This window comes from Streptomyces sp. NPDC088350 (assembly GCF_044753545.1).
Taxonomy (GTDB): domain Bacteria; phylum Actinomycetota; class Actinomycetes; order Streptomycetales; family Streptomycetaceae; genus Streptomyces.
Genome location: NZ_JBIVNL010000019.1, coordinates 17,722 through 31,198 on the forward strand (window position 1 = coordinate 17,722; position 13,477 = coordinate 31,198).

The window sequence follows — 13,477 nt, forward strand, 5'->3', positions numbered from 1 at the left end:
TGGGTGGCCAGCAATCCTGCTCGATCTCGCTCGGAAAGTGCTGCCCGGACAGCCACCTCCATCGAGCCATAAATAAACTCAGCTCTCGGGCCGTTTTACCGGCTGCTCGCTTCTGCGGCGTCCTTCCGGTGCGTGTCACCGGTTCCCACCGGTTCAGGGGTGCGAAGGACGACGACGCCGAAGGGCTGCAGCAGCACGGAGCCCTCGTATCGCTCCCCGCTGAGCAGGTCGGTGCCAACCGCCGGGACAGCTGCCGCCGCCGTGCCATGGTTGATCAGGAATCGGTAGCTCACCCCGTCGCCGACCCGGGTTACCGATTCCACCTGCGCCGGGATCTCCGGGCGGTGCGGTATCGCTGGGCTCTGCTCGCGGACCAGGTTCAGCACTCGTTCCAGAGCGGCGGGGTCGAGCCGGGTGGCCAGATACCAGGCAGCACCGTTCCCGACCGTGTTCCGGGTCAGCGCGGGGTGTCCCTGGTCCGGACCACCGCGGAAGGCAAGAACGCTCTCGGCGCCGCGGAGGACTACCCGCTCCGACCAATAGTCGCCGCGGAACGATCCGTCGATATCGACCGTCTGGTCGACGTACAGAGGGTGGAACTCCTCAGTTGTCAGACCGAGGACATCGCGCAGGCCTCCCGGAAACGGTCCCTCGTGTATGCGGTCGTTTTCGTCGACGATGCCGGAGAAATACGAGACCAGCAGCGTGCCGCCGGCCTCGGCGTAGCGCGTGAGATTTTCGGTCCCCTCGCGGGACAGCAGGTAGAGGCTGGGCAGGAGCACCAGTGGATAGTGCCCGAGTTCGTCAGTGGCCTTGACGAAGTCGACTGTCAGGTTCTGGTTCCAGAGCGCTTCGTAGAACGCCTGCATCCCATCCCCGTAGGCCAGATCCGCGATGGGCTTGTCCTCGAACTCCATGGCCCACCAGGATTCGTAGTCGAACACGACGGCGACGTCGGCCTTCACACGGGTGCCGCGGACCTCACCGAGGGCCCGAACATCGTTGCCCAGCGCGACCACGTCCCGCCAGAGAGCCGAGTCGGTTCCAGCCTGAGGGATCATGGCTGAATGGAATTTCTCGCTACCGAAGCGTGAGGCTCGCCATTGAAAGAACATGACGCCGTCGGCGCCCCTGGCAATGTGGGTAAGGCTGTTGCAGCGCATCTGCCCCGGCAGCTTGGCAATATTGCGATTCTGCCAGTTGACTGCACCAGTGGAATGCTCCATCAGAAGCCACGGCCGACCATATGCGAAGGACCGGGACAGGTCGCCGGAAAGAGACAGGCCGAGGTGGTTCCTGGGCTGCTCCGCCATCAGGTAGTTGGTGCTGCCGATCAAATCCATTTCCGGTGCCCAGCGCCAGTAGTCCATCGCATTATGGGCCCCCGCCATCAAGTTGGTGGTGACTGGAACATCCGGGGTCGCCGCGCGCAGGATGTCACGCTCCAGCAGATAGCAAGCGAGGTACTCGTCAGTAGTGAACCGCATAAAGTCCAGCTTCTGGGCCGAGTTTACGGGCATTGGTGCGATCCGAGGCGTCTGGATCTCACTCCATGCGAAGTAGCGTTGGCTCCAGAAAGTCGTCCCCCAGGCCTCGTTGAGTTCCTCCAGAGTGCCGTAGCGATTCGCCAGCCAGTCACGGAACGCCTCGGTGCTCCGGTCGCAGTAGCAGGTCTTGACGTGCGCACCGTACTCATTGTGGCTGTGCCATACCGCAAGTGCCGAATGGTCTCGGTAGCGCTCGGCGAAAGCACCGGTGACACGGGCAGCTGCGTCACGGAACTCCGGCGAGCTCGGGCAGTAGGATTCACGGGCGCCGATCCCCAGCACCCGGCCGTCTGCCGTGACCGGACGGGCCTGCGGATACTTCGCGATGAACCAAGCTGGCGGGCCGGCCGTCGGCGTGGCCAGCGCAGCCTTGATCCCGGCTTCGGCCAGGAGATCCATGACCCGATCCAACCACTCGAAGTGGAAGTCACCCGGAGCGTGTTCCACCAGTGCCCACGAGAAGATTCCCACGCTCAGCAGGTTGACGCCGGCCTCCTGCATGAGCCGGACGTCCTGCTTCCATACCTCCTCAGGCCACTGCTCCGGGTAGTAATCTGCTCCGAACGCCAGACGGTCAAGGCGTGGCAACATATACGGCTCGCGGTCGGCAACGGTCTTCTGTTCGGGCTCGCTCAATCTGGCTCATCTCTCCTTCGCTATGAGACGCGCTCTGTTCGTAAGCGCTCACATGATCCATTGGGAGCGTTCCCAGTAACAGGTCGAGAGTGCACACCGTAATGATCTGAAAGCCCTGCGAAAACCGTTGGCCAGGCACAGATCCAGATACCCGACGACCTCAGGACCGACACCGGCAAAAGCAAAGAAAACCAGCCACGGGGCCACCTCGGTAACCACCGGCGGACCTCCCGGTCCGCCTCCTTCGCTATGGAACGCACACTGTTCGTGAGCGCGAGCACGATCTCCTGGGAGCGTTCACAGTAACAGGTCGAGAGTGCACACGGTAGTGATCTGAAAGCCCTGCGAAAACCGTTGGCCAGGCACAGATCCAGATACCCGACGACCTCAGGACCGACACCGGCAAAAGCAAAGAAAACCAGCCACGGGGCGACCCCGGTAACCACCGGCGGACCTCCCGGTCCGCCTCGTTGATCTCCTCGTCGAGAACCTGGTAGCGGCGGGCGTGCCGACGCAGGGCGATCCCCACCGCGCAGGCCGGATCTTCGAGTTCGCCGACCGGGCGGGAACGGGTCAGGGTTTCGGCCAGCGTGCCGGCCGCGATCCGGATCTGTGAGCGCCAGGGCATCCCGGTCCGCACCGACGGTGCCTGTACGAGGCCGACCGATGGGTGGCGAAAGCCTTTGGACGCTTGCCGGGCCGCGGGCTCACACCCACCCAACAGACCGTCGACCGTGCACTGTCCGTGACACGGGCACCGGTCGAGCGCCGCATCGCACGACTGACGTCATGGCAGATTCCGCAGGGCCCGGCGCTGCTCGAATCGAATGACGCCCATCACCGCCGCCTCCCTCACCCTGGATTGGCAACGCCGAACCAGCTCAGTAGCCACCGCGGCAGACCACCGTTCTCGGACTCGGCACAGGCCTGGCTGTCATGATCTCCTCGGCCTTGCGTCGCCCCTCTGCCGTGCTCAACGGCCGGACACGCCCGTCACGCCCCACCCTCCCGTTCAACTGAGTGGCCCTGACAGTTGAACGGCGTACCTTGCCGACAGTCTGCGCCGAGACACCCGCCGTGGTCGCAATGGCTCGATCCGACCACTCGGGGCGCGCCCGCAGAAGGCGCACCACCGCCGCACGACGGTCCGAGACAGTCACAGGTGCACGGCCAGTACGCGCGCCGGCTCGCTGACGCGCCCGTCGGCGGAGCCTCGGCGGTGGTCGAACTCATGGTGCGCCGGTTCAAGTACCTCAATCCGCATATTCCGGCGGTGATGTTCGCTGAGCAGATCGAAGCGCTGAGCAGCTCGAAGCGCTGACCAGACCGTATGTTCGCCACACGCCGCCGCTGCGCACGCTGCTCACGTCGATCGCCGCTGTTCTCGGGTCGGCCGGGTGCGCGGCTCGCGGCGGTGCCGAGCATCCGCGTCGCCAAGGACGAACTCCTTGAACTCCTCCGTGGGTTGCCGGAGTTACCACAGTTCAGCGTGCGGGTCATCGGGGTTGACGACTTCGCGTTACGCACGGGCGATTCGTACGCCACGATCCTGGTGGACCTGGAAGGACGGCGCGGGTAAGTCCCTGGCCACGATCGGCCGCCAACTGCGGCTGGACCACTCGACGGTACGGCGCTTCGCCCGCGCCCGGAGTCTCGACGAACTGCGGGTCAAGGCCACCAACCGGGCCTCGATCCTTGACAGACACAAGCCTTACCCGCACCAACGCCGGCGTGAGGGCTGCCACGACATTCCGCAGCTGCACCGCGAACCGCGCGCACGCGGCTTCACCGGAGACGTCCCGTGCGTCCGCGGCTACGTCCGCCCCTTCAAAAGGCCGCACAGCCCAAGCCGAAGAACCCGCCCGCGCCTGCTCCCGTGCTGCGGCCCGCCCCGAAACCCCGGCGCGTGGTCCGCTGGATCATGACCAAAGACGCATCCTTCACAGCCCGTGACCCCGCCGGCGTCACCAGATCCCCGACAGAGCCGCATTTCATGACCGCTGACAGCTGCGGAGGGCGGCCATGTTCTCCAGGCTGCGCCCTGTGCGGATCTTGGAGGCGGTCTTCGCGAAGGCGGTCTTCGCGAAAGGCGGTGTCGCGGATGAAGTGGAGCCTGTTTTCGATCACCCGGTGTGCCCTCAAGATCGTTGCGATCCACTTGGAGGACGCCAACGGCTGGGCAGGTCCGTGTGACTTCGACCGGGAGGGACTCCGTCTGGCTGCGGTTCACTGCGAAGACCGTGACCGTACCGTCCTCAGCTCAGACCGCCGTGGCACGCAGCGCACCCGGGTATCGACGGCGTCGGCACGTCCTCAGGCCATGTCACCCCATGACCTGCCTTTACCGCCGAGGTTGTTCGATATCTCGTCCTACGCTCACAGGCTCTAACGAACCGTAAAATCGAAGTGCGTCGACGTGAATGAGGCATGTACCCAGAAGGTGGGCAGGCCGGAGGCGGTGCCATTCCGTGTGAGTGCGCCGCCCGGCGGCGGTTTGCGCGATGGGGGTTTTCCTTCAGCGACGTGAAGTCTCGGCACCACTGGACGATATTTGTTTGGCGCTGCCCCGTCGGCACGGGAACACACGAAACCGCACGTCACGGCTGTGGCTACAGAACCTATATCGCAAGCTTACCAAAACGGTCAAACATACATATCGGCAGCAGCCCGGGGGGATCGTTGCCGTTCACTCAAGCCTCTTGACAGTCAGGTCGGCCCATGTTTGGAATTGTGATGCCGGAACGGCCCGACCGTCCGATTCTCCTGGACCGAATGGGTACGACGCGCACAGGTATAGATCGCGTCGAGGTGAGCAGAACCGCCGGCCGCGAGAAGCGGTATACAAGTTCGAAACCTATGAGATAAAAGCTGTCTCGCCGAGAGCGATACCTTGCATTCCTGGCGATCCGGAGGGACTGAGCATAATGGGATATGGGGATGCGGACCAGCAAAATCTCAGACAAGCTGTAGATCGAGCATTGATCAAACCAGAGTGGTCCAGGACTTACAAGGTATCGCGTACTGAAGCCCAGGCGCTCTACGGCATGAACGACGAACTAATCGACATTCTACTTGGCGCGGGTTTCCCGAGCGAGGGCCGGGGGAAAGGTGTCATATTCGATCCACTGGACCTTGAAAACGTCGGGTTGGATCTGCGGCTTCCGTCAGCGAGTCGCGCCGCCACATCACTCTGGGCCAGATCGTTCAGAAGACCGAGCCGTTTGGCCACGGCGAACTGCAGTGTTCAGATGTCGTGGTCGTGTCCAACTCCTGGGCATGACGGGGACTGCGACTTCGCCATAAGTCCGAGAATCGGAGATCAGGCGGAAGCAGCAGTCAACAATGGGCGATCCACCTGGCAAACCAGCCTGGAAGTTCAGCTCTTGAACGACGAATATCTTTTCCGAGGCGAATTCTCGGTTCTCGTTCAAGAATCGCAGAGGCTTCACTTCCACAGACTCACTCCCGAGCTTGCAGAAGACATGGAATTTCTTCGAGAGCACCGGATTGCCGACTGTCTGTCGGCGAGTATTTATCTCGCTGAGGTGGCTGCCGAGCTTGGATTGGTGGTTCGTCAGGCATCGGGATACTTCGTGGGTGCCCCATTTCTCGTGCCACACACTTGGCTCGAGGTCAACGTGAACGGTCGATGGATCGCCGCCGATCCCTATTTTCTTCAGACCCTAGGACGCTGGGGCGTGGTTGACGCCGAGAGCTGGCCGCCTGACCGATCTCCACGCAACGTCCTCTGGCGAGTTCGTAGCGACCTAAACAAAGAGCAGTTGGTAAAGCATGGCGCCATGGATACACCCGTGCAGCTTATAGCCCGGATGAGTTACGACGCCGACACCGTGGATCGCGAATCTTGAAGGCGAAACGTCATTCAGGATGCCAGCCTCGTCGGTACGAGTGGCCACCAGCCCGACATGCTCGAAGTGATCTTGCTTTCAATCCTTAGTCCCGCTATCGCTACTTGGCTGACCCAATTCCCGGGCCCCTAACAAGCCGGCCGGAACTTCTATTAGTCCGTGCCATACGCCCCACTTAGGAGTCGAAATGCCCCAAGAGCGCGCAGTGCGGAATTCGCATGACTTATCAAGTTCCGTTATTTCTCGTTCTGCGGTCGTTCCGGTGGAGAACGAGCTCGCAGAGAACAGATCGGTCGAGGAGGTCGTCCTCGCCGAACTCGCCGACGTGCTGGGCGTACCGGTGCGCAGGCTCGACGCGAGCGCCGGACTACGCGAGTTCGGTCTGGACTCGATGCTGGCGATCCTCCTCGTCAACAGGACGCAGGCGCTGTTCGGCCAGCCGGTGTCGCCGGTGGTGTTCCTTGACGGCCGGACGATCTCCGAGATCGTCGGCCACTTCGTCGAGATCACCGGCGGGCCGGCCATGCCCTCCGCCTCCCCGTCGACCCCAGCCGCCCGGCCCAAGTCTGCTTCCGCGGAGACGTCAGTGTCCGAGACCGTGGCCGATTTCGCGCCCAGGACTGAGCCGACCCGGATCCTCCTCGACGACCTGTCCGAGCTGGAAGCCGAGGAGTTGGTGGAGGAACTGGGCGCGCGCGGACTCCTCGACTTCACTGACGCACCGGCATGGGAGCAGTTGCGCGCCGAAGAACTCGGTTTCACACTGGCCCCGGCGTCGCACGGCCAGGCCTCGCTGTGGTTTATGCAGATGGTCTCGCCGGAGGCCGTGCCGTACAACTTCATGATGGCCGCCCGGATCAGGACCGCGGTCGACGAGAAGGCGCTCGACCGGGCCGTACGCGCCGTGGTGGAGCGGCATCCCGCACTGCGCACGATCTTCGTGGAGGCCGGCGGGCGTCCGTACCAGGTCATCCTTGACGAACCGGTGTACGAGTTCCTGGTGGTGGACAGTACAGACGTGGACGAGGAGGAGACCCGCGAGCAACTGGCCCGGTACGGTCACCGGCCGCTTGACATGGACAACGGGCCGCTCGTGCGGGTCGTGATCATGACGCGAGGGGCCGCGGAACACTATCTGCTGGTGCTCGTCCACCACATCGCCTCGGACGCGGTCTCGGCCGAAGTGATGATCCGCGAACTCCAGGAATACTACGAGGGCGCAGACCCCGCCGAGAGCGCACCGGTCGTCCCGTACACGGAGTTCGTCGAGTGGGAGCGCCAGTGGCTGGCGGGACCCGCTGCCGAAGCGGCGCTGAACTGGTGGTCGCGGAAGCTGACCGACCCACCCGCCCACCTCGACCTTTCCGCTAAACAGCGGCCCCCGGACGTCACCTATGAAGGCCGCGATATCGCGTTCCGCTGGAACACCGAAGAGTCGCGCCTGTTCCGGGAGTTCGCGGTCCGCGAAGGCGTGTCGATCAGCTCTGTCATGCTCGCCGGGTTCTTCGCTGCGCTCAACCGCGCGACGAAGACCGAAGACGCCATCCTGGCCACCGCCATCGCCCAACGCACCGAACCCGGCTGGGAATCGGCCGTCGGCTACTACCTGAACACCGTACTTGTCCGGGCGTATCCCGCCGGTGACCGCAGCTTCCGCGACCTGTTGCGCGAGGTTCACACCTTCTCGCTCGGACTCCTCGAGCACATGAACTACCCCCTCGACCTGCTGACGTCCCAGCTGAAGCCGCCGAGGGCCGAGGGCCGTTCCCCGTGGTTCGACGTGGTGGTGAACTGGCTGTCCTCAGACGCCTTCCCTCGGTCCGTCAAGCTCTTCCATGGGATCGGCGACACCGTCGCGCCCGACGGCGCCCTGCCGCTCGAACCGCTCCAGGTCCGCAGGCACCTCGCCAAGTTCGACCTGGAGATCTCGATGGCCGACATTGACGGCCGGATCGCGGGCCACGTCCAGTACAAACCCAGCTACCTGGAAAGGCAGACAGTGACGGGCCTGCTCGAGCTCTACCGCACTGTGCTTGTCGACTCGATCGCCCAACCCGACCTGGCCCTCGACGACATTGCGTCAAGTGGCCTCCCTGAGGAGACGGACCAATGACCGAGACCTTGCACTCCAAGTTCATCGAGCAAGCGGTCAAGAACCCCGACGCGACTGCGGTCTACTCCGAGGTCGGGGTTCTTACCTACGGCGAACTGGACGAGCGGTCCCGCGCGCTGGCCGAACAGCTCGTCGCCGCAGGCGCGGGGCCCGGCGTCCCGGTCGGCATCTGCGTCGAGCGCACACCCGGCCTGCTCATCAGCATCCTGGCCACGCTGCGGACCGGTTCCTGCTACGTACCCCTGGACCCGAACTACCCTTCCGAGCGGCTGACGTTCATGGTCCAGGACAGCGGTACCCGCCTGCTGCTGACCACGCCGGTGTCCCGGGCCAGTTGTCCTGCCGGGCCGACCGTGGTCGTGTTTGACGGGACGGTGACGACCGAGCACGGCGAGAAGCCGGTTCCTGTCGTGCCTGGCGACACCGCCTACATCATCTATACGTCGGGATCCACCGGCAGGCCCAAGGGTGTAGCCATCCACCAGAGCGGCTGCGTCGCCATGCTGGCCGAGATGGACCGGCTCTTCGAGAGCTGCGACCTGAGCGGTGTCTCGGCAGCGAGTTCGGTCTGCTTCGACATGTCCGTGATGGAGATCTTCGCCGCGTTGTGCCGCGGCGGCGCGGTCGTGCTCGTGGAGAGCGCCGTCCACCTGCCGGAGAGCAGCTACGTCGACAAGGTCACCCACCTCAACGTCATCCCATCGGTGATGAACGGTCTGCTCGACGCCGGATGTCTGCCGCCGAACGTGCGCACGGTCGTGTTTGGCGGTGAGCCCCTGAGGCGCAAGCTGGTGGACCGGGTCTACCAGGAGACCAGCGCCAACCGGGTGTTCAACGCGTACGGCCCCACCGAGGGAACCGTCTTCTGCTCGCACAGCCTTGTGTCGCAGGACGGAACCGACGAGCCGACGATCGGACCGCCGTCGGCCCATACCCGTGCCTACGTGCTCGACGAGAACCTGAAGCGGCAGCCGGTCGGAGTTCCCGGTGAGCTCTACATCGGCGGCGTCGGTCTCGCCCACGGCTACGTCAACCGGCCCCGCACCACGGCCGAACGGTTCGTGCCCGACCCGTTCATGGACGGCGAGCGCATGTACCGCACCGGTGACATCGTCACGTTCACTGTCGACGGCGAGCTCCGGTTCGGTGGCCGTACGGACCACCAGGTCAAGGTGCGCGGCTTCCGCATCGAACTGGAGGAGGTCGAGGCCCGGTTGGCCGGCTGCCCCGAGGTCAGGGAAGCCGCGGCCGTCGTACGGGACAACAGGCTTATCGGCTACGCCGTACCCGAAGGCGACGTCCAGGACGACGTCCGGCTGGATGCCCGGTTGCAGACCAGTATCCATCGCAGGCTCGCCACCGAACTGCCTGACTACATGGTGCCGGGGACGATCGTGTTCCTGCCCGCTCTGCCGTTGGCGCCGGGCGGGAAACTCGACCGGGCCGCCCTTCCCGAGCCACCGGCCGCCGGTCCCGACGCGGCCCTGACAGCGGCTGGTACGCCAACCGAGATGGCGGTGTCGGAGATCTGGGGCGAGCTGCTCGGTCTCGAACCGACGAGCATCAACGTCCGGTCCACCTTCTACGATCTCGGCGGCGACTCGCTGCTGCTCGTCCGCCTCGCCCGGCTGATGACCCGTCGGTTCAACCGCCGCGTCCGCGTGCCGGATCTGTTCCGCTTCCGTGACATCGCCTCCCTGGCCCGCTGGTTCGACGAGGAGAGCGACACCGCCCCTGAGGTGGTCCAGTCGGCCCGCCTGCGCGCTCATGCCCGCCGCGCCGCGCTGCGCGGTCGCTCTTCCGCCGGCGAAATCTGAGCCACCCCGACTTGCCACGAAGCAGGAGCCTTTTCATGACCGAAAGCCCCGAGCAAGACTACGACCCGGGCGACGTGGCCGTCATCGGCATGTCCCTGCGGGCACCCGGAGCTCGCACGAAGGAGCAGTTCTGGGACAACCTTGTGCACGGCAGGGAGTCCGTGTCATTCCTGGCCAAGGACGACATCCACGTCGACGAGACCCTGATCCACAACCCGTTCTACGTGCGAGCCTGCGGCGTGCTCGACACGTACGACAAGTTCGACCCGACGGTCTTCGGCATCGGCGACCGGATGGCGACCACGATGACCCCAGAGAACAGGCTGTTCCTGGAGAGCGCGTGGGAGGCCCTTGAGGACGGCTGCTACGACCCGGACCGTGTCTCGGGCGAGGTCGGCGTCTACGGCGCCAACAACCCTCAGACCGCCGCCGTGTACAGCCCTCCGCCGGACCGGGTTTCGGCCGGTCCCGAGGCGATCGAGGCCAGTCTGGCCTGGTCGCCGGACACCATGACGTCCAACGCCCTTTACTACCTGGGGCTGACCGGCGAGGCCGTCACCGTCGCCGCGGTCTGCGCGGGCTTCCACTACTCAGTGCACCTGGCCTGCCAGTCGCTGCTGCTCGGCCAGATCGACATGGCGATAGCCGGCGGCTCGATGGTCCGCCTGCCGCACCTCCGCGGTCACCTGTGGGAGGAGAACCGCTCCCTGTCGAAGGACGGCCACTGCCGCCCGTTCGACGCCAACGGGACCGGCTTCGCACTGTCCAGCGGTGTCGTCACGGTGTTGCTCAAACGGGTGGCGCAGGCCGTCGCCGACCGTGACCATGTCTACGCCGTGATCAAGGGCTCGGCCATCAACAACAACGGCGTCAGTGCGATGGCCTACGGCCTGGCCCAGCCCGAGCGGCTGAGCGCGTGCATCGCCGCCGCCTTGGAGGTCGCCGGCGTCACTCCGGACACCTTGTCCATGTACGAGGCCAACGGTCTCGGCATACCGATGACCGACGAGCTCGAGGTGCACGCCGCGAGCATGGCGTTCGGCAAGCAGACGGCCACCACCTCGATCGGCAGCGTCAAGGGCAACGTTGGCCACGGTGGTGTGGTGTCGGGTGGATTCGGCGCGTTGAAGGCCGCGCTTTCGCTGCACCACAAGAAGCTTCCCGCGACGATCAACCTCACGCAGGTCAACGGGGCCCTCGACTTCCCCAGCACCCCGTTCGTGCCCCAGATCGAGGCGGCGGACTGGGAGACGGAAGTCGGCATCCGCCGTGCGGGCATCACCTCGATCGGCGGCGGCGGCCACAATGCACACCTGGTTCTGGAGGAGGCGCCGACCCTCGCCGAGCGTGCTCCCGAGGCCGAGGGGCGGCCACGCCTCGCCACGCTGTCCGCCCTGGACGACGAGGCCGTTGTCCGGCAGCGCGCCCGGTTGAAGGACTGGCTGGTGGCCAACCCCGACCTGCGACTTGACGACATCTGCTTCAGTCTCAACCTGGGCCGCAGGGTCATGGCCCGCCGCTGGGCGGCTGTGGTGCGCAGCCGTGCGGAGCTGATCGCGGCGTTGTCCGACGACTCCGCCACTGGCCTTGCCACCGAGACCGCCTCTGCGCTGCAGGTGGACCTGCGCTCCTTCCGGCGCAACGACAACGGGATCATGCAGAGCGGGAACGACGCGCAGGCTCTCTCCGAGCTGGCCGCCGCCTGGGTGACCGGCCAACAGGTGGACTTCGGCTACCTGCACCAGGGGGAGGCCAGCCATCGTGTGCCGCTGCCCACCTACCCGTTCCAGCCCCGCCGGTTCTGGCGTACGGACTGGTGACCATGGACTCACCGACACTGGACACTCTGGACCTCGGCGACCCGAACACCTTCGCCGACCACGACCTCGACGCGTTCTTGCGCCGTCTGCGGGATGCCGCCCCGGTGCACTGGAACCCTCCGGTCAACGGCCGCCGCGGGTTCTGGGTACTCTCCCGCCACGACGACATCCTGGCCACCTACCGGGACAACGTGAACTTCACGTCCGAGCGCGGCAACGTGCTCGTCACGCTGCTGGAGGGCGGTGACGCAGGAGCCGGCCGCATGCTGGCCGTCACCGACGGCCACCGCCACCACGAGCTGCGCAAAATCCTTCAGCGCGTGCTCTCGCCGAGAGTGCTCAACAAGGTCGCGCGGACGGTACGGGCCAACACCCGCCAGCGGATCCGCGAGGCTGTCGAGTCCGGCGGCTGCGACTTCGCCGAGCAGGTCGCGAGCCGCATCCCGATGACCACGATCTCGAACCTGCTCGGCTTGCCGGAGCAGGACCGGGACTTTCTTCTCTCCCTCACGAAGACCGCGCTGTCGACCGACGACGAGGACATCGACGAGGTCGACTCCGAGATGGCCCGCAACGAGATCCTTATGTACTTCATGGACATCGTCGAGGAACGGCGTGAGTCACCGGGCGACGACGTGATCAGCATGCTGATCGGCAGCGCTGTCGACAGTGTCCCGCTGTCCGACGAGGACGTCGTGCTCAACTGCTACAGCCTGATCATCGGGGGCGACGAGACCAGCCGGCTCACGATGATCGACTGTGTCCGCACACTCGCGGCCGAGACCGAGCAGTGGCGGCGGCTCAAGCACGGTGAGGTCGCGGTCGACACCGCCGTGGACGAGGTGCTGCGCTGGGCGTCGCCCACAATGCACTTCGGGCGCACTGTCGTCCGCGAGACCGAACTGCACGGTGTGGCACTACGGCCGGGTGAGATCGTCACCCTGTGGCACGCCTCGGGTAACCAGGACGAGCGGGTCTTCGAGCGGCCCGGGGAATTCGATCTCGGCCGCACCCCGAACAAGCACATGGCCTTCGGCTACGGCCCGCACTTCTGCCTCGGCTCATACCTGGCCAAGGTGGAGATCTCCGAACTCCTGATGGCTCTGCGGGACTTCACCACCGGCATTGAGCAGACCGACGTGGCACTGCCCATTCGGTCCAACTTCCTGACCGGGTTCTCCACTCTCCCGGTGCGGTTCCTGCCCGATCACTCCGGACTGAAAGAGGTCGACCGATGAGCGGCAACCCCTTCGACGAGGATGGCGGGGCCGACTGGCTTGTGGTGACGAACGCCGAAGAGCAGTACTCCCTGTGGCGCCCGCACTTGGATGTGCCGAAGGGTTGGCGGATCGTCCACTCCTGCGCTGACCGCGAAGATGCCCTCGCCTACGTCGAGCAGCACTTCACCACATTTCAAAACAAGGGACATTCGCGATGAAGGTCGCGGAAGCACGGTTGAACGAAGGCCACAAGATCATTGGTGCGGGCGCGCCATGGGCACGCAGGGGCCGGACCGAAAAGGGCGACGCGCTGTCCTGGAACCGCCCGCCCTCCTGGGCGTTCCGTCCGGACGATTCATGGACGGAGTCGGACGAACTGCGCCCGACGTACATCCCTGAAGGAGCGAACAGTAGCGTCTCCGCCCGCGGCGACCACCCCGGCCGGCTGCGGCTGT

General features: G+C 65.2%; 9 protein-coding genes. 8 read left to right on the top strand and 1 reads right to left on the bottom strand.

The window, feature by feature from the left end; translation table 11 throughout:
* Positions 1-95: 95 nt before the first annotated feature.
* Positions 96-2,138 (bottom strand): beta-galactosidase, encoded by a 2,043-nt coding sequence (locus tag ACIQBL_RS44250; protein WP_401953946.1) that lies wholly within the window; start codon positions 2,136-2,138, stop codon positions 96-98.
* Positions 2,139-3,345: 1,207 nt separating this feature from the next.
* Between ACIQBL_RS44250 and ACIQBL_RS44255 the strand changes: the two genes are divergently transcribed.
* The 8 genes from ACIQBL_RS44255 to ACIQBL_RS44290 all read left to right on the top strand — a co-directional run bounded on the left by ACIQBL_RS44255 (position 3,346) and on the right by ACIQBL_RS44290 (position 13,240).
* On the top strand, positions 3,346-3,504 hold the full coding sequence (locus ACIQBL_RS44255; protein WP_401953653.1) for a hypothetical protein: 159 nt from the start codon (positions 3,346-3,348) through the stop codon (positions 3,502-3,504).
* Positions 3,505-3,597: 93 nt separating this feature from the next.
* Positions 3,598-3,762, top strand: coding sequence for a hypothetical protein (locus ACIQBL_RS44260; protein ID WP_401953656.1), 165 nt, complete (start codon positions 3,598-3,600; stop codon positions 3,760-3,762).
* 1,465 nt (positions 3,763-5,227) lie between these two features.
* Entirely contained in the window at positions 5,228-6,052 is an 825-nt protein-coding gene (locus ACIQBL_RS44265; RefSeq protein WP_401953659.1) for a transglutaminase domain-containing protein, read from the top strand.
* Positions 6,053-6,239: 187 nt separating this feature from the next.
* Complete coding sequence (locus ACIQBL_RS44270) at positions 6,240-8,165, top strand: condensation domain-containing protein (protein WP_401953662.1); 1,926 nt, start codon at positions 6,240-6,242, stop codon at positions 8,163-8,165.
* Complete coding sequence (locus ACIQBL_RS44275) at positions 8,162-9,982, top strand: amino acid adenylation domain-containing protein (protein WP_401953665.1); 1,821 nt, start codon at positions 8,162-8,164, stop codon at positions 9,980-9,982. The genes ACIQBL_RS44270 and ACIQBL_RS44275 overlap by 4 nt, the downstream gene beginning before the upstream one ends.
* Before the next feature lie 35 nt (positions 9,983-10,017).
* Entirely contained in the window at positions 10,018-11,802 is a 1,785-nt protein-coding gene (locus ACIQBL_RS44280; protein WP_401953668.1) for a beta-ketoacyl synthase N-terminal-like domain-containing protein, read from the top strand.
* Positions 11,803-11,804: 2 nt separating this feature from the next.
* The gene (locus ACIQBL_RS44285; protein WP_401953671.1) at positions 11,805-13,040 is read left to right on the top strand and encodes a cytochrome P450; all 1,236 of its coding nucleotides are present in this window, start codon (positions 11,805-11,807) and stop codon (positions 13,038-13,040) included.
* A complete protein-coding gene (locus ACIQBL_RS44290; RefSeq protein ID WP_401953674.1) occupies positions 13,037-13,240 on the top strand; it encodes an MbtH family protein in 204 nt (67 codons plus the stop codon). The genes ACIQBL_RS44285 and ACIQBL_RS44290 overlap by 4 nt, the downstream gene beginning before the upstream one ends.
* Positions 13,241-13,477 lie beyond the last annotated feature (237 nt).

Coding starts and splice junctions, on each gene's coding strand:
- ACIQBL_RS44265 (WP_401953659.1), top strand. CDS start 5,228: ATGAACGACGAACTAATCGACATTCTACTTGGCGCGGGTTTCCCGAGC.
- ACIQBL_RS44280 (WP_401953668.1), top strand. CDS start 10,018: ATGACCGAAAGCCCCGAGCAAGACTACGACCCGGGCGACGTGGCCGTC.
- ACIQBL_RS44270 (WP_401953662.1), top strand. CDS start 6,240: ATGCCCCAAGAGCGCGCAGTGCGGAATTCGCATGACTTATCAAGTTCC.
- ACIQBL_RS44250 (WP_401953946.1), bottom strand. CDS start 2,138: ATGTTGCCACGCCTTGACCGTCTGGCGTTCGGAGCAGATTACTACCCG.
- ACIQBL_RS44285 (WP_401953671.1), top strand. CDS start 11,805: ATGGACTCACCGACACTGGACACTCTGGACCTCGGCGACCCGAACACC.
- ACIQBL_RS44290 (WP_401953674.1), top strand. CDS start 13,037: ATGAGCGGCAACCCCTTCGACGAGGATGGCGGGGCCGACTGGCTTGTG.
- ACIQBL_RS44275 (WP_401953665.1), top strand. CDS start 8,162: ATGACCGAGACCTTGCACTCCAAGTTCATCGAGCAAGCGGTCAAGAAC.